19 protein-coding genes are annotated in these 20,336 nt (G+C 46.0%); 7 read left to right on the top strand and 12 right to left on the bottom strand.

Going from position 1 to position 20,336, the window contains the following annotated elements:
• Positions 1-19: 19 nt before the first annotated feature.
• The 5 genes from gldK to AAC052_RS18180 form a co-directional block, all read right to left on the bottom strand.
• Positions 20-1,060, bottom strand: a complete 1,041-nt coding sequence (gene gldK / locus AAC052_RS18200) for a gliding motility lipoprotein GldK (RefSeq protein WP_152001661.1) — start codon at positions 1,058-1,060, stop codon at positions 20-22.
• Positions 1,061-1,251: 191 nt separating this feature from the next.
• The gene (locus AAC052_RS18195; RefSeq protein ID WP_317488696.1) at positions 1,252-2,208 is read right to left on the bottom strand and encodes a type IX secretion system membrane protein PorP/SprF; all 957 of its coding nucleotides are present in this window, start codon (positions 2,206-2,208) and stop codon (positions 1,252-1,254) included.
• A gap of 93 nt (positions 2,209-2,301) precedes the next feature.
• Positions 2,302-3,078, bottom strand: coding sequence for a uroporphyrinogen-III synthase (locus AAC052_RS18190; protein WP_317488697.1), 777 nt, complete (start codon positions 3,076-3,078; stop codon positions 2,302-2,304).
• Between the two features lie 42 nt (positions 3,079-3,120).
• On the bottom strand, positions 3,121-4,239 hold the full coding sequence (locus AAC052_RS18185; protein ID WP_339814922.1) for a DUF4271 domain-containing protein: 1,119 nt from the start codon (positions 4,237-4,239) through the stop codon (positions 3,121-3,123).
• Between the two features lie 89 nt (positions 4,240-4,328).
• A complete protein-coding gene (locus AAC052_RS18180; protein WP_339814921.1) occupies positions 4,329-6,026 on the bottom strand; it encodes a BamA/TamA family outer membrane protein in 1,698 nt (565 codons plus the stop codon).
• A gap of 36 nt (positions 6,027-6,062) precedes the next feature.
• On the opposite strand from AAC052_RS18180, the gene hemW reads away from it, so the two are divergent.
• Complete coding sequence (gene hemW / locus AAC052_RS18175; protein WP_317488700.1) at positions 6,063-7,187, top strand: radical SAM family heme chaperone HemW; 1,125 nt, start codon at positions 6,063-6,065, stop codon at positions 7,185-7,187.
• Positions 7,188-7,229: 42 nt separating this feature from the next.
• A complete protein-coding gene (locus tag AAC052_RS18170; protein ID WP_152001655.1) occupies positions 7,230-7,595 on the top strand; it encodes a hypothetical protein in 366 nt (121 codons plus the stop codon).
• A gap of 1 nt (position 7,596) precedes the next feature.
• On the opposite strand, the gene AAC052_RS18165 is transcribed toward AAC052_RS18170, so the two are convergent.
• The 3 genes from AAC052_RS18165 to AAC052_RS18155 form a co-directional block, all read right to left on the bottom strand.
• Positions 7,597-8,325: a LytTR family transcriptional regulator DNA-binding domain-containing protein gene (locus tag AAC052_RS18165; RefSeq protein WP_317488701.1), complete on the bottom strand. Its 729-nt coding sequence runs from the start codon at positions 8,323-8,325 to the stop codon at positions 7,597-7,599.
• 21 nt (positions 8,326-8,346) lie between these two features.
• Complete coding sequence (locus tag AAC052_RS18160; RefSeq protein ID WP_317488702.1) at positions 8,347-9,375, bottom strand: histidine kinase; 1,029 nt, start codon at positions 9,373-9,375, stop codon at positions 8,347-8,349.
• A 93-nt stretch (positions 9,376-9,468) separates the two neighbouring features.
• On the bottom strand, positions 9,469-10,818 hold the full coding sequence (locus AAC052_RS18155; protein WP_339814920.1) for an NAD(P)/FAD-dependent oxidoreductase: 1,350 nt from the start codon (positions 10,816-10,818) through the stop codon (positions 9,469-9,471).
• Positions 10,819-11,203: 385 nt separating this feature from the next.
• Between AAC052_RS18155 and AAC052_RS18150 the strand changes: the two genes are divergently transcribed.
• Positions 11,204-11,530, top strand: coding sequence for a hypothetical protein (locus AAC052_RS18150; RefSeq protein WP_152001651.1), 327 nt, complete (start codon positions 11,204-11,206; stop codon positions 11,528-11,530).
• Between the two features lie 113 nt (positions 11,531-11,643).
• On the opposite strand, the gene uvrA is transcribed toward AAC052_RS18150, so the two are convergent.
• From uvrA to AAC052_RS18135, 3 genes are all read right to left on the bottom strand, one after another.
• Positions 11,644-14,535, bottom strand: coding sequence for an excinuclease ABC subunit UvrA (gene uvrA / locus AAC052_RS18145; protein ID WP_339814919.1), 2,892 nt, complete (start codon positions 14,533-14,535; stop codon positions 11,644-11,646).
• A gap of 34 nt (positions 14,536-14,569) precedes the next feature.
• On the bottom strand, positions 14,570-15,562 hold the full coding sequence (locus tag AAC052_RS18140; protein WP_339814918.1) for a lytic transglycosylase domain-containing protein: 993 nt from the start codon (positions 15,560-15,562) through the stop codon (positions 14,570-14,572).
• 117 nt (positions 15,563-15,679) lie between these two features.
• Complete coding sequence (locus AAC052_RS18135; RefSeq protein WP_339814917.1) at positions 15,680-16,603, bottom strand: TIGR01777 family oxidoreductase; 924 nt, start codon at positions 16,601-16,603, stop codon at positions 15,680-15,682.
• 107 nt (positions 16,604-16,710) lie between these two features.
• Between AAC052_RS18135 and AAC052_RS18130 the strand changes: the two genes are divergently transcribed.
• The 4 genes from AAC052_RS18130 to AAC052_RS18115 all read left to right on the top strand — a co-directional run bounded on the left by AAC052_RS18130 (position 16,711) and on the right by AAC052_RS18115 (position 19,835).
• Complete coding sequence (locus AAC052_RS18130; RefSeq protein ID WP_339814916.1) at positions 16,711-17,454, top strand: hypothetical protein; 744 nt, start codon at positions 16,711-16,713, stop codon at positions 17,452-17,454.
• 129 nt (positions 17,455-17,583) lie between these two features.
• Complete coding sequence (locus tag AAC052_RS18125; protein WP_339814915.1) at positions 17,584-19,185, top strand: peptide chain release factor 3; 1,602 nt, start codon at positions 17,584-17,586, stop codon at positions 19,183-19,185.
• A 94-nt stretch (positions 19,186-19,279) separates the two neighbouring features.
• Positions 19,280-19,534 (top strand): hypothetical protein, encoded by a 255-nt coding sequence (locus tag AAC052_RS18120; protein ID WP_317488709.1) that lies wholly within the window; start codon positions 19,280-19,282, stop codon positions 19,532-19,534.
• Positions 19,524-19,835, top strand: a complete 312-nt coding sequence (locus AAC052_RS18115) for a nucleotidyl transferase AbiEii/AbiGii toxin family protein (protein ID WP_339814914.1) — start codon at positions 19,524-19,526, stop codon at positions 19,833-19,835. The genes AAC052_RS18120 and AAC052_RS18115 overlap by 11 nt, the downstream gene beginning before the upstream one ends.
• Positions 19,836-19,844: 9 nt before the next feature.
• On the opposite strand, the gene AAC052_RS18110 is transcribed toward AAC052_RS18115, so the two are convergent.
• The gene (locus AAC052_RS18110; protein ID WP_317488711.1) at positions 19,845-20,300 is read right to left on the bottom strand and encodes a DinB family protein; all 456 of its coding nucleotides are present in this window, start codon (positions 20,298-20,300) and stop codon (positions 19,845-19,847) included.
• Between the last annotated feature and the right edge of the window lie 36 nt (positions 20,301-20,336).

Here is a 20,336-nt window from a genome sequence, read left to right as displayed (position 1 = left end):
AATGGGTTTAGGTTAGTGTTTAGAATTCACTGCCAGCTGACCTTCCGAGGTAAGTCATAGCACAACGGAAGCCTATACTTGCTCTGGAAGTGTCCTTATATTCAAATGTTCTTGTACCTGTCTCAAGATAGTAGGCGATGTCTTTCCACGATCCTCCTCTTATTACTTTCCTAGGTTCATTATCATCGTTATAAGTTGGGTTCAGATCCCACACTAACGGAACTGAAGCCTCATCAAATGCATCTTCGCACCACTCGGCTACGTTGCCCGACATGTCATAAAGACCGAAGTCGTTGGCAAAAAACGTTGCCACCGGTGCTGTGTAAGCGAATCCATCATCGAAATAGTTACCTCTGCCTGGCTTAAAGTTGGCCAACAGACAACCTTTCGTGTTTCTTATATACGGGTTACCCCATGGATACTTGGCCATATCTCTGCCTCCTCTTGAGGCATATTCCCACTCGGCTTCAGAAGGGAGCCTGAAGTTAGGCATCCTGAATAAGCCCTGGTCGGCCCGATAAGAATTCAAATGCTCTGTTCTCCAGTCGCAAAATGCTTGCGCAGATTCCCAATCGACACCTACCACAGGATAGTTGTCAAAGGCAGGGTGAGACCAATAGTACACCATCATAGGGTCACCCATATGGTGTGTGTAATCTCTTACCCAAACAGCAGTATCGGGATAGATATCTTCCAGCGTGATACCCTCTGGCATGTCTACTTCTGATCCCTCGGACATTGCTACAACAAACTGACGATACTCATTGTTGGTAATCTCAGTATCATCCATGTAAAAACCACCAATTGTGATTTGCTTGTTGAAGTTGATCTGCGTAGCAGCCACATCTTCGTCCGCCTGTCCCATGTGAAAAGTACCCGGAGGTACTGACACCATTCCAAATGGTATCGTCATCTCCCAACCTTCCCGGTCAGGAACACCCACAAGCTCTCCTCTGTCGTCATACCCACCACCGCCAAGGCCAAGTAGCCCACACGATTGTGACACGACAGCAAAAATAATCAGAAGAGCTAAGTTTTTTACAACACTCTTTTTATTCATAACACCTAGTTTATAAAAAATCCTGCAACTATAAAACAACACAAAGTTTACAAATATTATCATTAAGGTCTTTTATACCAATTTTTTTAGAGTCGGTTAACGCAATTTTAACAAAAAAAAGAATAATTCCGTTAATTACCCCTCTTTTGTTTCACAAATAATCCACTTCGGGCGGTAAAAAGCTTCCGCTATCAGAACCTAAACCTTGGTGTGCGGATGATTTTCTTTCCGCCGCCGCCTGTGAGCCCACCTAATTTGTATCTGACAAAAACTTCGTGAGAGGTAGATTGTTTTGCTTCTCTGCTTTCTATTACATAGTCAAAAGAATATCCGACTTTCAAGATACCGTCTTTGAGGAAGTTATACCCCAGAAGTACAATCATAGCTTCAGACTCCCTAAAGCCCAAGCCTCCCCAAAGTTTATTTTGGTAGGTAGCAATGGCGCTTGCATCAAAAGTAAATGTTTTGAAGGTAGACCTGACAAGAACGCTTGGACTCACTTCCAGATTGTAAGTGGGCTTAAAGGAGTAGCCGGCCATCAGGTTAACTGATCTTTCAAGCCTGTTTTCTATTTGTGCGATTCCAAAGTCAAATGACGGCGATAAAATATGGTTGATGCCTACTCCAAGATAAAAATCGGTATTGGAATACATGGCTCCGAAGCTAAGGTCTGGCCTAAGCTGAGACTCACGGCCGCCCTTGTTAAGTGGGTCATTCGGATCGACAAATCTCCACTGATCAAAGTCTATGGTTTGCATGACCAATGAAGGGCGAAGACCGATGCTGACCCTTCCCCGGTTAAAGTTTTTGTAGTAAGCCCCAAGGAACTGCAGGTGCACGTTGGTCAACGGCCCCAACTGATCGTGAATGGCTGTTACGCCAACTGCGCCGGGCATGGTTGCCAGCGGCATACCGAAGTTGAACTGCTGAGTAGTGGGGGCGCCGCCGGACCCGTCGAAAGAAGTTGCATAACCAGCCCACTGCGTTCGGTGCAGGGCAGACACATAGCCACTTTTTTCCTGCGTCAGCCAGGCTGGGTTATAAAGGGCCTGGTTGAACATGTAGTGGCTAAAATGAGCATCTTGTTGTGCAGAAGCTGTGTAACCAGCACCCGTCAGAAGAATAATAAAAAACAATTTGTTTCTCATGCAGCTTATTCGTTGCCGTTAAGGTAGTTAAACTAGCGTAAAAGCTAAAGTACTTTCTACAACAACCTGAAAGCCTGCCAACCTTAGCTCAAGCTACACTAATCCGTTTGCCATTTTAATATAGAGCTCAATGGCACCAGTCATAGAAGGGGCATTGGGAAGAGGCGCTTCAATGTCGAGCACCAGGTTCGCATCTCTGGCAGCTTTTGCTGTCGTCGGGCCAAACACCGCAATTCGTGTGTCGTTTTGCTTAAAATCCTTAAAGTTGACAAACAGGGAGTTGATCCCTGATGGGCTAAAGAAAGCCAATATGTCATAGTAAACATCCTCAAGATCTGAGAGATCGCTTGCTACGGTTTTGTATATGATAGCCTCAGAAAACTTGTACCCATTTTCCTCAAGAAAAACAGGGATGTCTTCCTTCCTTATGTCGGAACATGGGAAAAGGTATTTTTCGTTTTTGTGCTTTTTGATAATCTCTATCAGGTCGGTCGCTGTGCGAAGACCAGTAAAGATTTTTCTCTTCCTGATGACGATGTACTTCTGGAGATAGTTTGCTGTTTGTTCTGAAATACAAAAATATTTCATGTCAGCTGGTATCTCAATCTTGCTTTCAGCAGCGAGTCTGAAAAAGTGGTCAACAGCATTTCGGCTTGTAAATATCACGGCTGTGTGCGCCAAAATATCCACTTTCTGCTGCCTGAACTCTTTAATATTGGTTGGCTCAATTTTTATAAATGGCCTAAAGTCAACCTTAATATTATATTGCTCTGCAAGTTTGAAGTATGGGGAATTTGGGTCAGAAGGTTTTGGCTGAGAAACTAAGATACTTGATACCTTTTTAAGCCTACTCTTATCTTCCAAGATCATATCTGCGCTATTTCCTGTTTTGAGTGACTGCTACACTTTCGATCAAAAAAACATCCATTTGATCAAAAGAATCGCTGGTAATATTTCGGTGGCGCAAAGATATGAAAATAAATGAAGTTTTTGATAGCGGGTTTCAAAAGCTAATTTATAAAACATTAAAAGCATGACGGAAATTAGGAAGGCAATTGCAAACCCGGCCATATTACTAATAAGCCACTGTGATGCTGTTCCGAAAAGATAAAAAAAGAGCACGTAGACGAAAAGTGCTATACTAAGCAGTATAAAAATGGTGCGGAGGTATTCAAAAACCTGTAGGTAGATGGCTCCTCTCATTTGGAAGATTTCTCCAAAAATTTGGATGAGGAACCTCTTCGACAACAGGAATGCCATTATAAGCAATGCATAAACAACCCATTCGCTAATATAGTTTGATAGCGTTGGGGCAATGGCGGCCTCCGTAGACAGGTAAGACTGGCCGATAGTCAAAAAGAATGCGGCCAGCATACTAACCAGCATGTGTATGGTGATGGAAGGAGTGGAAAGAAGCCGGAAGCCGCTCACCATTTCATCCCTTACCCTGAAGCTTAGCACCCTGTTGAGGTCGATAAAAGATCGGAAAATACGAGAGAACTGCAGGCGGAAGAAACCCGTGGTAACTAAGAAGGCTATTGTAAACAAAAGTATAAAATGATCCCTCTTGTCGATAGAGCGTTTGACCGGGAGAATTACTTTGTCATTCGTCCCGCTGCTTTCCCCATGAGCGATTGCAGTTATGTCAGCCGATGACAGCAACCCCGTGTCTTTGTGTAGCACGACAAAAACAGAATCCCTGGCAAACTTGCTTCGCCATTCGCCCAAATCAAGCTGAAAGCAATCTTCCTGGGTTTCACCAAGTATAAGCTGGGTATCCACCCAAACAGCAGTGCCAATCGGTGCACATATCCTCAAAAAATGGAGGTAATCGCCGTTTAGCTGGATATAAAACCCTACAAGTGCCGGATCGGGCAGCGTAGCTTTGAAAGAAGGTTCAAAACTGTTGGATTCTGTGCTATAAAACCATCGCTCCTCCAGAATCCGTCTGGTTGCACCACTCTCCTGTGCGGAAGCCTTGCTCAAGCCAAAAAAGGAAAGAAGAAGTAAGAGACAATGGTATTTACTCATGGGCGGACATATCGTCACAAAAATGACAGCTTAAATTGTATAAGCAAAACACTTGGGTTTTTTAACTCAACCTTGCTGCGGCGCACTTTCTAAAACCTGTTGACAAAGCCGAAATGAACTTTGGGCTGAGTTACGTCCATCGGCTGCCCTTTGGTGCCTCCTACCGCCAGCATCAGTCTGAAAATCCCGTTGTTGACTTTCAATACCATGCCCCCTCCTACCCCAGCTGCATACACCCAGCTACCCGCTTCACTGCTAATAATTCCCTGGTCAGCAAATGTGACGAAATAGCTTTCCTCCTGAAACAAAAACCTGAGCTCAGCCACTCCCACGCCATAGTGCTGGCCATAAAATTGATTTTCGTTGAACCCACGAAGCCTTCTCAAACCACCAAACCTGAAGAGGTCATTCCTGAAAACCTGGTCGTTGAGAATGGAGCCCACATACACCTGCTGGGCAAAAACAACAGCCTTCGCCGGCTTCAAATAGTTTTCGAGATACCCTTCAATGGTCGTCTGAATTGATTTGAGCTGGACATCATTGTATAGCTCAGGATCAACCATACTATTTCTGACTATCTCTTTTTGGCCAACGCCAATTGTCAGCCCCGATGACATGCCTTTTGACGGCAGCAGCAGATCATCAAGCTGAGTATAAGTTATACCCACCTGGTACTGGTTCATCCGGCTATCGGCACTGATGAGTTTGTCGGCACTACTGATTCGATTAGCCGACAAAAGACTGTTTTGTCTGAAGTCTACTCCAAACCTAAGCTTCAGGAAATAACCAATGGGAAGCTTAAAGCCAGCCTGGGCCGACCTGGTGACAAAAGAGGAATCTTGTTTGAGCTGCTGAAATGCACCATGAAAGTCGAGCGGCGAGCCAAGCAGCACAGGATGATCGTAGGCTACTTCCAGCTTTTGAGAAGCCACATTGAAGTTCTGCCAGTTTAAATACACATGTTTGCCGGTTCCAAACAGGTTGTGCAAGTCGGTTTCGACCTGACCGGTTAGCAGCAGCTTGCCCGTTTCGGAGTTTTGATCCGGCAAAAACCCAATGACTCCGTCAATTTGGTTGACCTTCAATTCGTCGACGGCGAGGCTAACTCTCGCCTTGCCGGCGTAAAACTCTACCTGGGGGCTTGATGAGGTTCTTAAATATCCGCTGTTATTAATTCTGGAAGCGATGCCTTGAAAGGCCTTCTCAGAATAAGGGCTACCTGTTGCGATAAAAAGATACTTCTGAAGGAAACTGGCCTTGGTCTTGCCTTTTTCTCGTATCACCAGTGAGTCAAACACGATCTGCGGCCCTTTCTCCACCTCAAGCGTAGCCCTAAGCGTGTCGTGTGAAAACACCGCCTCTGTGAAGTAGAGGCGGGCAAACGGGTAGCCGTTGTTGAGGTACAACTCAAGGTCTCTGGTAAATCCTGCTTTATTTTGAAGGCTTCTCCAGGATGAATATTGTTTGCCGTTCCTGGCGTTTCGAAGAGACAAGTATCGCTTTTTGCCTGCTGACAGAAATCCGTTGACCGTATCACCTTTCCAACGTAGGTCATGAAAATCAGCGAAGATGTATCCGGCGAGCCTGAGCTTCGAGGTGATTTGCCTAAGGGTTGAAATTACCTGAACGGAGTCTGTAAATTTTCTGTTGTCCAGGGTTTTTAGGGCATAGCTGGCCAGTGTGTCGGCAGGTTGAATGTTTATTGTGTATACCTGCGACATCGCTTCGGTGGTGCCGAAAAGAGTTAACGCCCCCCATGCCAACAGGTAGCTTGCGAGTCTCCCCAATGTTTTGCTTAGTTTTGCTGGATAAAGTAAACGCTCTTGGCCGGAATTTACATTCATATTCCTTTTTGTTCACAGGCATGTCACTATTGCGACTTTCATTTCAGCACCTCGCTGAAGCTAAAAAGTGACCTTATTGCATCAATCTGCCATGAAATTACGCTTCAAAAAGGGTATTTAAACAATGAAGCCATAGAAACCGTCTATTTAGGCGGTGGAACACCGTCGCTGCTTGACGAGGGCGACTTGCAGCAGGTTTTTGGCGCATTGAAAGAAAGCTTTGAGTTGACGCAGGTAGCGGAAGTGACGCTGGAAGCTAATCCGGAGGATTTGACAACAGCTAAGCTTGACACTTTCAAGAAACTTGGAGTCAACAGGCTGAGCATCGGGATTCAATCGTTTTGGGATGAACATCTGAGATTTATGAACCGGTCGCATAGTAGCAGCCAGGCGCTGAAATGCGTGGAGCTTGCACAAAAGGCCGGTTTCGAGAACATCAGCATTGACCTGATTTATGGCGTACCCTTCAGAGATCACTCAGTGTGGCAAAATGATCTGAAAAAAGCGATTGAATTAAATGTTCCGCACATTTCGGCGTACTGCCTGACAATTGAAGAAAAAACGGCCTTTGGCCAATGGCAAAAGACAGGCAAGCTGGCCCCGATAGACGATCATTTTGCTGCTGAGCAATTTGAAATGCTGGTTTCAGTTTTGGAAAGCGCCGGTTATGAGCAATACGAGATTTCCAACTTTGCCAAGCCCGGGAGGTATTCGAAACACAACACTGCCTACTGGCAGCAAAAGCCCTACCTGGGCATTGGCCCAAGTGCTCACTCCTACAATAGCGTAAGCAGGCAGTATAATGTCGCCAACAATGCCGCCTATATCAAGGCACTCAATGAAAGTAAAATTCCGACAACGGTGGAGGTGCTGGAGGCTAATCAGGCTTTTAACGAGTATCTGCTAACCACGCTTAGAACCATGTGGGGCACCAGCCTTGAACTGGCGGGTACAAAGTTCGGTGTTGACCTTTTGAAGGAAAAAGAAAGGGAGCTTTCGCTTCTTCGCAAGGAGGAGTTATTATTTACAACCGATAGTACACTATATTTAACAAAAAAAGGCAAACTTTTTGCAGATGAAATCACTTCTCAACTTATGCTGTAGTGAGCAAAAGTGAGATTGATTGCCGGACACCTTAGGATTAAAATGGAAAAAGAAGAGAAAAAGGCCTTTATGCTTCTTAAGTCGCTTATCTTCCATTATCATGGACTAGATGAAGATGAGCAAAACATGTTGAACGACTCGGCCGAATCGCTTGATGCGTTTGATGAGTTGCAATGGGCCAATACTTTTATTGCCGAGGATTATCTTTCTGCGTTCGACCGCTCCAGAGAATACCTGAACAAGGTGATAAGCAAACTTGAGAAAGAAAAAAGGATAAAATATCTCCTTTCCGTGTGGCAGGACAATGACAAAAAGGGCTACCTCACTGAAATGGAGGCCACCGCCATGCTAAACCTTGCCAAGGACTGGCACATCGAAAAGGAGATTATCAATATTGTGAAGCAGTAGCTTACAAAGACATCATGTCTTTGAACTTGGCAGCCTGCCTCCTGCTCACTTCCACCTTTTCACCGCCTTTCAGCTGCACCATTAGCCCACCATTGAACCAGGGCTCGATAGACTCCACCCAGTCGAGATTAACGATATGCTTGCGGCTTGCCCTGAAGAAAGTTCTGTCATCCAATCGTTCATCAAGAGCGTTGAGCGACTTATGAATCATGGGCTTGAAGTTATCGAAATAGACCTTTATGTAATTGCCATCTGATTCAAATAACCTGATGTTTGAGAGCCTGACAAACCAACACTTGTCGCCATCCTTCACAAATACCTGATCGGTGGCGCCAAGTTTTTTCTGCGGCAAACCTGACAGATCTTCCTCGCCTTGCGCTACTCCTTCGTTGAACAGTTTCTTAACAGTTTCATTCAATCGTTCCGGCTGAATGGGCTTTAGCAAATAATCAAGCGCATTGTACTGAAACGCTTTGATAGCAAATTCATCGTACGCCGTGGTGAATATAACCTTTGGCACTCTTTCCAGGCTCTCAAGAAGCTCAAACCCAGTTTTGCCCGGCATTTGGATATCCAGAAAAATCAGGTCCGGCTGCATGGTGTTGATTTTTTCAAACGCATCATCAGCATTGACGGCTTCTCCTATCAGTTCAATGTCTTTGTGTACGCTCAGTAAAGTTGTTAGCTCCTTCCGTGCCAACCTCTCGTCGTCGATTATCAGTGCTCTCATGTCTAGATCTATTATCAGTAATTAAATTGTTTCAGGAAATTTTAGTTCAGTCAAAACCATATTTGTACCCTCGTTCGCAATTTTAAAGGAGGCGCCGCTTCCGTAAATAAGCTTCAATCGGCGCTTGGTGTTTTGCAGACCATATCCACCGTTGGGACTCACCACCCCATTCTTGTACGACCCGCTGTTTCTGATCTGCACCATCAGGGTGTTGTTTTTCACTTCCGTGGTCACCTTAATATGTCCGCCGTGCTTAAGGTTGGACACGCCATGTTTAATTCCATTCTCAACCAGGGTTTGAATCATCATGGGCGGCACCATGTAAAGGTAGGAATCGGGATGGATTTGAAATTCTGTCTTAAGTCTTTCTTCGAATCGGATTGTTTCGAGCGCAAGGTAATCCTTTACTGTTTGAAGCTCGTCCTGAAAAGGAATCAGCTTCTTTTTGTCAAGAATCAGGGAATATCGCAGTATGTTGGATAACTGTGTAATGGCTATTTTCGACTTCGACGGGTTTTCGTCAACCAACGCCCTGATGCTATTGAGTGCATTAAAAATAAAATGCGGGTTCAACTGCGACTTCAGGTTGTTGAGCTCTATTTCGTTGATGGTTGCTTCAAACTGAAGAGACTTGTTGTACCTCTCAAAATAATGAAAGGTAAAATAAATCAACGCCCAAATAAAGGTGAGTGTCCAGGAGATGAGGACGTTCGCACTCATTGTTTCAAAACTGAAATCACTCTTCATCAAAGTGCCCAGGCTGTACTGAAGCGCCAATAGAAAGAAGTAGTCGATAATGCCCACCAGAAAGGTGGAGAATATCACCTTAGGGATAAGAATTGGCCATGAATTGCCAAGCCAATTTCTTTTTATAACCAATAACCGTAAGAAGTGCGTGATAAGGATATAGAAAGCCGTCGAAATGATTTGCCCTGTAATGTCGGATAGCGTGAGTGTTTTTGCCGTCGACAGCAAAAACAAATTGCTGAAGCCGTAAATCGACCATCCACCAATCTGACAAATCCAATATATCCGCCTCTTATTGATCATCTTATGGGCGAAATATAAATAAAATCCACACTTGGTCTAATACATTCCGGTTAAGTGGAGTGTTTCTCAATTTCAAACCGTTAGCGGGCCCTTTCAACGGGAGGTAACTTCCTCCTTCTCAGGTTCTTTTTCTTGTCTGGCAGGTTTCTTCACGTAAGGCCTTATGATAAGTCTTGTGCTTCGGTCAAACGTAAAATAGTTCCATATCCAGTTGCTAAGCACGATCCACTTGTTGCGGAAGCCAATAATGGACAGCAGGTGAATGAACATCCAAACCCACCAGGCGATGAAGCCTTTCATTCTTATGTTGCCTGGCAAATCGACAACGGCTTTGTTTCTTCCAATGGTGGCCATGCTGCCCTTATCAAGGTACTCGAATTTCTTCATTTCCTTCCCCTTGTCGAGGTTAACGAGGTTCTTTGCCAACAAGGTTCCCTGCTGAATGGCCACAGGCGCAAGCATAGGCAAGCCATTCGGGTAGGCTTCCGTTGGGAAATAAGCCACGTCGCCAATGGCATAAACATTGTCGGTGCCAATCACCTTGCAGTATTCATCTACTTTGATACGGCTTTTGAAAACAGAGGCATCTGCCACTCCAGGCAAAATGTTGCCTTTTACACCGGCCGCCCAAATCAGCGTACTTGCCGGAATGCTCATGCCATCATCCAGAGTAACCGTTTTCCCATCATACGATTTGAGCTTCTTGTCAACCAACACCTGCACATCGAATCGCTTAAGGTAGTTGAAAGCGTTTTCGCCGGCCTCATGGCTCATGCCATTGAGCAGCCTCGGCAGGCCCTCCACTAAATAGATCATCATCTTTTTGAAGTTGATCTCAGGGTAGTCCTTGGGCAGCACATGCAATTTCAATTCTCCAAGCGCCCCTGCCAGCTCAACTCCCGTGGGGCCACCCCCTACGATGACAAAGTTCATCAGGCTTTGCTTTTCTTCCGTGTCAGATTGCAACACAGCTTTTTCGAACGACTGTAAAAGCTGGCTTCTCAGGTTGAGTGCGTGAGGAATTTGCTTTAGAGGAAAAACATTTCTCTCCAGCTCACTGTCGCCGAAATAGTTGGTGAGCGACCCGTTGGCTATGACAAGGTAGTCATAGGTCAGTTCTCCTATCTCAGTAATTATACAATTCCTAGACGTATCGACGGACTCAACCGTGGCCATTCTAAAGTAGAAGTCTTTGAAATTCTTTAGTCGCTTTCTCAAAGGGCCTGCGATAGAGTCGGGTTCAAGCCCAGCCGTGGCCACCTGATAAAGGAGAGGTTGAAAAGTGTGATAGTTGTGTCGATCAAAAAGAACTACCTGAAAGTTTTTTTTCCTCAATCCTTTCGCTATTTTTAAGCCTCCGAATCCACCTCCGATGATTACCACTCTTTTTTTGGAGGTCTGAGGAATCATGATATCGCCCGATTTTTTTGTTTGTTCTGACATAATAGGAGATAAAGGTACATTGACTAACTTCTTATAATTATTCTATTTTTTTACTAAATTATACCAGAATTATATTCTGATTTTTTTAAGCATTGGCAATTATTATTTTGATATTGTGGCTGCCCCAGTTCTTAAAAAATTCCCTTCTTCCGTTCCTCTTCATAGCCAATTTGGTAAGGTTCATCAGCTCATAAATTGTACTTTTTAAATAAAACTGGAGTAAGCCTATCTCATTTTCTGAAGTTCGCTCACTTTTCTTACCTCAGAACGCACCTTTTCATTAATATGTTCTGTAAAAATAAGAAACAAAGAATATAATTTTGCGTTCATTTTGGTCGGAACCAAGAAACAGAACATTATTAAAGAATTGGAAAAGACCAAAATTATGAAAAGTATTTTTTTGAGCATTGCGGGTATAGTCTTGATAGGAAGCACCTTCACGAGCGACCTTGTAGCTAAAAATCCCTACAAGCTCTCGCAGGCGGAGATTGCAGAAATCATCAACAGCCTCAATAACGAATTAAGTGTCAAAGACATTCCTGTGTTGCAGGATAAAATTGTAGTGTTTGACGAAAGCTGGAATGTGTTGCTGGAGCAGCCACTTCAGGAAGTGTTGGAAAAAGATCCTTCTTCAAAAGAAAGATCACTGATAAAGAAAAGTGAGTTCCTGATGGAGTACGCTGGAAACAGCTACTACATGTTGGAAGACTAAAAACATAAAGGTTAGTAGTTAGTTTAAGTAGGTGGTTTACCCCGATTCATCGGGGTAACACATGGTAGGTTTAGGTGTGGAAATCCCGCTGTTTTTTCAGTGGGATTTTTTATTTACGCCCTTTCGAGTTCTTCCTTCAGAAACTTCGACGTATACCCTACCTGCCTTTTTGCCACTTCCTCGGGTGTGCCTTCCACAAGTATCTGCCCCCCTTTGTCGCCACCTTCAAGCCCCAGATCGATGACGTGATCGGCTACTTTGATCACGTCGAGGTTGTGCTCAATGATAAGGACAGTATTGCCTTTGTTCACAAGCTTGTTCAATACGTCAATCAGGTGCTGGATGTCTTTAAAGTGCAGGCCGGTGGTAGGCTCGTCAAGAATGTACAGCGTTTTGCCCGTGTCTTTCTTTGAAAGCTCAGTTGCCAGCTTCACCCGCTGCGCCTCCCCGCCCGAAAGCGTTGTGGCATGCTGGCCAAGTGTGATGTAGTCCAGGCCGACCTCGTGCAGGGTCTGAATCCGTCTGAGGATTTTGGGCTGGAACTCGAAAAACTCTACGGCTTGCTCCACAGTCATGTCAAGTACGTCTGAAATTGACTTGCCCTTGAACCTTACCTCCAGCGTCTCCCTATTATAGCGCTTGCCCTTGCAGGTTTCGCACGGCACATGCACATCGGGGAGGAAATCCATTTCGATGACTTTCATGCCCGCCCCTTCGCAGGTTTCGCAACGGCCACCTTTTACGTTGAAAGAGAAGCGGCCCGGCTTGTAGCCTCTTATTTTCGCCTCGGGAAGGTTCGAGAACAACAGACGAATATCTGAAAAGGCACCAGTATAAGTGGCTGGGTTAGAGCGTGGCGTTCTGCCAATAGGTGCCTGATCCACTTCTATTACTTTGTCGATATGTTCAACCCCTTTGATTTCGGCATAAGGAAGGGGCTCGGATCTGCTGCCGTAAAAATGCTTCCTGAGAATGGGGAAAAGCGTTTCGTGGATCAACGAAGACTTGCCACTACCTGACACACCGGTGATGCAGAGCATCTTGCCAATTGGCAAAGTCAATGTTACATTTTTCAGGTTGTGGCCTGTGGCGCCTTTCAGCACAATGCTCTCTCCCTTTCCTTTTCTTCTTTCCTTCGGTACAGCGATCTTGTTAATTCCGTTGAGATAACCGGCTGTTAGCGAATTGCTTTCTAAAACCTCCTGAGGCGTGCCAGCAGCTACCACCTGGCCACCGTGCCTTCCAGCTCCCGGCCCGATATCAATGAGGAAGTCACTCTCCATCATCATATCACGGTCGTGCTCCACCACTATGACGGTGTTGCCAAGATCCCGGAGGTCTTTCAATGCCTTGATCAGCTTCACGTTGTCACGCTGGTGCAAGCCAATGCTTGGCTCATCAAGAATATATAACACGCCAACAAGCTGAGTGCCTATTTGTGTTGCAAGTCGAATACGCTGAGCTTCTCCTCCGGAAAGCGTTCTTAGAGGCCTGTCCAGGTTCAGGTAATCCAGGCCAACGTCCAGCAAAAAGCCGATTCGCTTCCTGATTTCCTTCAATACCTCGGCTGCTATGATGTTCTGCCGCTCGTCGAGCCGGGTTTCCAGCCCTTCAAACCATTCCGAAAGCTGGGTGATGTTCATGAAAGACAGCTCGGAAATGTTCTTGTTGTCGATTTTGTAGTGCAGTGCTTCCTTTTTAAGCCGGGCACCCTGGCAGGATGGGCAGATGGTGCTGACTGTAAATTCATCCACCCATTGCTGCATTTTGTCGGAGCCGCCGTCCTTTTGCTTTTCAAGGAAATTGATGATGCCCTCAAATTTGGTATTCCACTCTGTGCCTGGGTATTTGACTGAAGCAACTGCTACAGGTTCGTCGTCGCCAAACAATATTATCTTCAACGCCTCCTCCGGGATATTCTTAATCGGGGTAGCCAGACTTAGCCTGTGTCTTTTGAGAATGACCTCCAGCTTCTTGAAAATCCATATATCCCGGTATTCACCCAAGGGTGCTATCCCTCCCCGGCTGATACTGATGTTGGGATCTGGCATGACCGACTCTCTGGATATTTCCTGAATAACCCCCAGGCCATTGCAGTCCGGGCAGGCACCATAGGGTGAATTGAAGGAGAAGGTATTTGGAGCCGGGTCGTCGTATGCAAGCCCCGTCTCAGGATCCATCAGTGTCTTGGAAAAATGAGCCACACTTCCATCTTCCAGCAAAATCATCATGACCCCCTTGCCCTGCGTCATTGCTGTCTTGGTAGACTGGGTAATGCGACTGGCGTCTTTCTCACTTACAACCACCCGGTCGATCACAATTTCGATGTCGTGGGTTTTGTAGCGATCCAACTGCATCTTGGGGGTGATCTCTTCCAAGGCACCATCTATCCTGGCCCTTGAAAAGCCCAGTTTCCTGATTTGCTGAAAAAGCTCCCTGTAGTGACCTTTTCGGCCTTTGACAACCGGAGCAAGGATAGCCAATTTTTGGCCATCGTATTGCTTAAGAATCTGCCTGATGATCTGATCCTCACTTTGCTTGGTCATTTTCTTGCCTGTGAGGTAAGAATAGGCGTCGCCTGCCCTGGCATAAAGCAAACGAAGAAAATCATAAATTTCAGTGACCGTGCCTACTGTAGAACGAGGGTTTTTAGAGGTGGTCTTTTGTTCAATCGAAATGACCGGACTAAGTCCATTGATTTTGTCAACATCGGGTCTCTCAAGCTCGCCAATGAACGAACGTGCGTAGGCGCTGAAGCTTTCCATGTAGCGGCGCTGGCCTTCTGCGTAGATGGTGTCAAACGCCAACGATGACTTACCGCTACCACTAATGCCCGTAATGACCACCAACTGATTTCTTTTGAATCTCAGGTCAATGTTTTTCAGGTTGTGCTCCCTGGCTCCGAAAATCTCGAGAAAGTCAATACCATCTGTGGCCCCATTCACCAACTGCTCCCCATTGCTTTCGGTTGTGGGTTGTGGTGCTTTTAAAGTATCTTTTGGCATGCTGTTGATGGATACAAAACGTTTTTAAAATAAATCAATTTCCGGAATTCAAGGCATCGGTTTGGTTGTCGGTTGGCAGTACTTCAACATGCCCCTTCGGTAGCCTGAGCAAATAGCTTTTTCCTTTCCTGACATTTAAAGCACCCCTCCTTAACCACGGATTGTGCAGTCTGAGTTCCTTGTATGACAAGCCTCTCGCCTGGGCAAAGTCAACGAGACTGGGTATGTCTTCCGTAACCCGCAATGTATCGAGCGGAATCACGGGGTACAGTAGCTCCTGCGGAATATCATACCCGTACTTCTTGGGGTGCTCAAGAATCTCTTTGATGGCCAGAAGGCGAAACATGTATCTGGAAGTTTCTTCGTTCAACAACAGGTCGTAGTAGGAGTTTGTCTTCTGCTCTTCAAGTTCATCTGACAGACCTTTCATCCCCATATTGTAGGAGGCTGCTGCATTTGTCCAGTCCCCAAACTTCTCTTTTGCTTTGAGCAAGTATTTTGCGGCGGCGGCTGTTGAGGCAATCGGATCATATCGCTGATCAACTTCCCGGTTAATTTCCAGGCCAAAATCATTGCCAGTGCCTTCTCGTATTTGCCAGAAGCCCACCGCTTGCCTTGGAGAAACAACATTCTCAAGGCCACTTTCTATTACGGACAAATACTTAAAGTCTGTGGGAATACCATTTTCCTTAAGCAGCTCTTCGAGCAAAGGCAGCCATCGGTTGGATCGCTTGATGAGGAAGATAGTGCTGCTGTGCCAATAAGAGTTGACATGTATTTCTCTGTCCAGCCGCTCCCGCACGTCAGTCATATTTAAAGGAACCGGCTCTCCAGCAAAACTCAGGGTGTCGGGCAGCTCGAAAACTTTGACATAGTTGTCGGGCAGCGTAACCTCTAACGGCACTGTTTCCATGGAAGCGGGGGGCGGCGTCAGGTATTCATCTTTGCCCGTGGTGCGCTTGTAAACAAAATAACCGCCGATGATAAGGATGCCGAGCCAAAGCTGCAACATGATGAATTTACGCATACTCTTATGTTCTTGGGGGCAGTACAGAATTGCCAAAACGCAAAAATACGTTTAAATCGAGACAATTAAAACGAAGGCGAAAACATGATTTGCTCATTGGCAGTAGCAAAAAAAAAGCTATTTCAGCAAAATGTTCTTCAAAGCACTGTTGAGGTGGGTATAATCAAACTTAAATCCCATCTCCTCCGCCTTTCTTGAAGAAATCTTACTGCCACCCAGAACTATCTGCGCCATTTCGCCAAGCGCCACTTTCAGAACGAAGCCAAGAACCGGCGGCAGCCAAAGGGGTTTTTTCAATACCTTAGCGGCCTCCGTGGTGATTTCTTTGTTGGTGGCTGGCGACGGGCTCACCCCGTTGTAAACTCCAGTGTAAGCAGTATTCTCAATGGCTTCCAGAAACAAGCGGCAAAGGTCATCGATATGAATCCAACTCATCCACTGCCTGCCAGTTCCCAAAGGGGCGCCGAGCCCAAATTTAAGCGGGGCCAGCAGTTGCGGCAGTGCACCACCACTTGCACTCAGCACCACTCCCACCCGGATAAGTACCCTCCTGCTTCCCATGCCTTCAACGGGTGCGGATGATGCTTCCCAAGACTTTACCACCTGGGCAAGAAAATCGTCTCCAGCAGGTGACTTTTCATCAATCATCACATCGCCAGTATCGGCACCGTAATAGCCAATCGCCGAAGCGCCAATAAATACTTTCGGTTTCCGCTCTAGAGCCGAGAGCTTTTCCATGAGCAGTGCCGTCGACTGCGTTCTGCTTTCAAGTATCAGCTTTTTCCTTGCTTCTGTCCAGCGCTTATCAGCAACGCCAGCACCAGCCAAATGGACAATAGCCTCAACGCCTTCCAGAGCATCATGTTGTATCTCCCCCCTTTCAATATCCCAGGTATAAGTTTTGTACTTGTCGGCCTTTCCGGACGACCTGCTTAGCCAAGCCACTTCATACCCAGCCTGTGTCAGCAACTCGCTCAGCCGGCTGCCGATTAAGCCGCTTCCTCCCGTCACAAGTATTTTGCCTTTCGTTGTCTCTCTCATTCTTGGTGCAGTTGCTGCTGGTTATCTCTGTATAATTCACTTTTCAACTTCCGTATTAATTACGCATTTTTAGCGAACATTTGCGTTAGATAAGAAATGGTGTTTGAATGAAAAACTGCATATTCCTGCTTTCTGTTTTAATTATCTTCATTTCAGCAGGAGGCTTGTCGGCTCAAAGCAAAAATACCGGAGCCAGCTCAAATGCCGTACCTGATTTCGGCCCGGCAGTGACATCGGCTTCCCTTACAATTGGCAGCGACAAGCACGCTGGTTATGTTGCCCAGTTCGACTTCCCTCCAAAAAACCTGAAAAAGGGCTGGTGGCGGTACCTTAAAACCGTAGCCAGGGTAAAAAACCGAAAGACTTACTGGAAACTTTCAGTGCCGCCGGAAAAAGGCTCGTCAAATGTGCCAATAGAAATGTTTTCCGAGATAAAGGTTGATGGTAATTCTTCCAGGTTAACGCTTGTGCTGAATAGTGTGAATATGGATGCGTCGACACGGAAAGAGTACATGCAACAGACAAAGAATTTTCTGGAGGAATTTAAGTCGAAATTCTATGGCGACTACATTCAACAACTCATAGTAGCTGCCGAAAAACAAGCCAGAAAAACCAGCGCCGATCATCAACGGGCCGTAGCAAAAAGACAGAAGCTCATAGCTAAGCTGGAAAAGTCGAAGGCCCGAAGTGCCAATGAAGACACCGCCTTTGAAGATGGAGAGCTGGTGGCCGCCATCAACACGCTGGGACAACTGATAGCAGAGAAAACGGCAGCGGTGGATGCTTCCCAAAAGGAAATTGCCTCATTGAAAAAGACCCTTCTGAACTATATTCAAAAAAGCGGGCGCTAGTGTAAGTTCCTATTTATCACACCGCATGTCGATCCCTTGTCTTTAAAGGCTTATATTTGCAAAATCTTTGTGAATGAGGCCTTTTTATCCACCAAATCCAGAGTAAATCACGAATAGTTAAGGAGTTGTATGAAGAACACTGCAGAATTAGATCGCCGCAGAACATTTGCCATTATCAGTCACCCCGATGCGGGAAAAACGACGTTGACGGAGAAATTACTTCTTTTTGGTGGTGCTATTCAGTCAGCCGGAGCCGTTAAAAACAACAAAATTAAGAAGACCGCCACCTCCGACTTTATGGAGATAGAGAAGCAGCGTGGTATTTCCGTGGCTACCTCGGTGATGGGCTTCGAATACAAAGGCATAAAGATCAATCTGCTGGACACTCCCGGTCACAAAGACTTTGCAGAAGACACCTACCGGACGCTAACGGCCGTCGACAGTGTGATACTTGTGGTGGACTCTGTGAAGGGTGTGGAAGAGCAAACTGAAAAACTCATGAGTGTGTGCCGCATGCGAGACACACCGGTGATTGTGTTCGTGAACAAAATGGACCGACCGGGCAAAGACCCTTTTGAGCTCATGGACGAGCTGGAGGACAAGCTGAGCATTAAAGTGCGTCCCCTCAGCTGGCCTATCAACAACGGTTCGGATTTTAAAGGAGTATATAACCTGTATAAAAAGCACCTCAACCTGTTCAATGCCAACAAGACTGCCGTTGAGCGAGACATTGTATCATTTTCGGATCTCCAAAGTCCCAAGCTGGAAGAGATCATAGGCAAAGATGCCGATACGCTCAGGGAAGATGCCGAGCTGGTAGAGATGGCCTACGAGCCTTTCGACAAAGAAAATTATCTGGACGGGCTGTTAGCTCCGGTGTTTTTTGGCAGTGCACTAAATAATTTTGGTGTGCAGGAGTTGCTCGACACCTTCATCGAAATTGCCCCAACGCCCCTGCCAAGAAACACCAATTTGCGTCAGGTGCTTCCGACCGAAAAGAACTTCTCAGGCTTTGTTTTTAAGATACACGCCAACCTGGATCCCCGCCACCGTGACAGAATTGCCTTCCTCAGGGTATGCAGCGGCGTGTTTGAACGTAACAAGTTTTATCACCACGTCAGGCTCAACAAGAATGTGCGCTTTGCCAACCCCACCAGCTTTATGGCGCAGGACAAGGAAACAATTGACTCGGCGTTCCCGGGCGACGTAGTGGGCTTGTACGACACCGGCAATTTCAAGATAGGTGATACCCTAAGCGAAGGTGAGATGATCACTTACAAAGGGATTCCGAGTTTCTCTCCTGAGATTTTCAGAGAGCTGGAAAATGCTGACCCCATGAAGGCGAAGCAGATGGAAAAAGGGATTCACCAGCTGACGGACGAAGGCGTGGCGCAGCTTTTCATCAAGCAGCCGGGCAATAGAAAAATTGTAGGCACAGTGGGTGAACTCCAGTTCGACGTTATTCAATACAGACTGCTTCATGAGTATGGGGCCAGTTGCCATTTCAGGGCTATGTCAATGTATAAAGCCTGCTGGGTAAGCTCCAACAACCCGGCCAAACTGAAGGACTTCCTCGACTTTAAGGCCAACTCTATCGCACTGGATAAAGATGGTTTACCCGTTTATCTGGCGGAATCGAAAGGAATGCTCGACGTGATGATTTCCAAGTATCCGGAGATCAACTTTGCCTTTCAGTCGGAGCACAACAGGATGGCAGATAGTGAGGCGTAAACTTGCTTCCCAGAACCTAGCTGCATGATTATCACCCAAGTTTTGTAAATTAGGGTTGCATTTGCTCTAAAGCCAGAAAAACACGGCTACGCTGATGAACGAAAAACCCAATTTACCCGGCCACTTGCTTTGGGAGTACGACCTTGAGACTTTCAACTATGAGAACTCATACAAGATCGTCATTGAGAGAGTCTTGGAAAGAGGAAATCTAGAAGAATGGAGAGAGATCGTTCGGTACTATGGCGAGTCTAAGATACTTGAAACAATAGATTGGAGTGCTCAGCTGGGCACAAGGGAAAAGGAGTGGTCGAAATTCTTCCTTAAATCCGATTTTTTGGATGTTGCATAAGGATCCATTGGAAGACATAGCCGCCATGAAGCTCAATGCCATTTCCAACTCCGGTAAGCGGCTCAAGGACTTTATTGATGTCTACTATCTACTAGAGCATTTCTCTATGGACGAAATGATCGCCTTCTACACTACTAAGTACCCTAATTTCAACCCGCTCATTGCTTTGCGGTCAGTCAACTACTTTGATGATATCGACCCCGCCATTGACCCTCCCAAATTGAAGGAAAAATTGTCCTTGTCTGAAATAAAAAAACGAATTAATGATGCTGTGTTGCATTCGAAAAAGCGTTTCGGGTAGTGCAAGCTTCTACCCGGCTGTAGCATACTTTTTAATAATCGCCATTTGACCGGCATGCCATGCGGTGTGCGTAGTAATGCGGGAGAGTGCTTCTGCTTTGGTCATGGTTCCAAACTCCCGGGTAGTAACCTCAGTAGTCCAGCTTCCATCTTCCTGATCCAAAATGGCCGCCTCCAGCTCCCTGCCCGATTCGTCGAGCAACCCTTTGAGCTCCTCAAGGTTGGTAAAGTGCCCCAAGTCCTTTATGCCCTGCCCGACTGTCGATAGCTTCACCTGCAAAGGCCTTCCAAATACATTTTTGGCAAAAAGCAGTTCCACTTCTGCGATGTGCCTGAATAGCCAACCTATTGAATTGCTATCAGGATGGATTCTCCTGGAAAGGCATTCGGGTGTGATGGCTGCTAGCTGGTTGGTGAGCCTGGTTCGGCCCATTTTCCATATCGGAAGTAAGATGTCAGTGGTCATGCGCTCTCGTTTAACTTGTTGATGAATGTAAGGGAT

It is taken from the genome of uncultured Imperialibacter sp., assembly GCF_963974565.1.
Taxonomy (GTDB): Bacteria; Bacteroidota; Bacteroidia; order Cytophagales; family Cyclobacteriaceae; genus Imperialibacter; species Imperialibacter roseus.
Note: the sequence above shows the minus strand (reverse complement) of the source record. Positions and strands in the feature narration are given on the sequence as shown.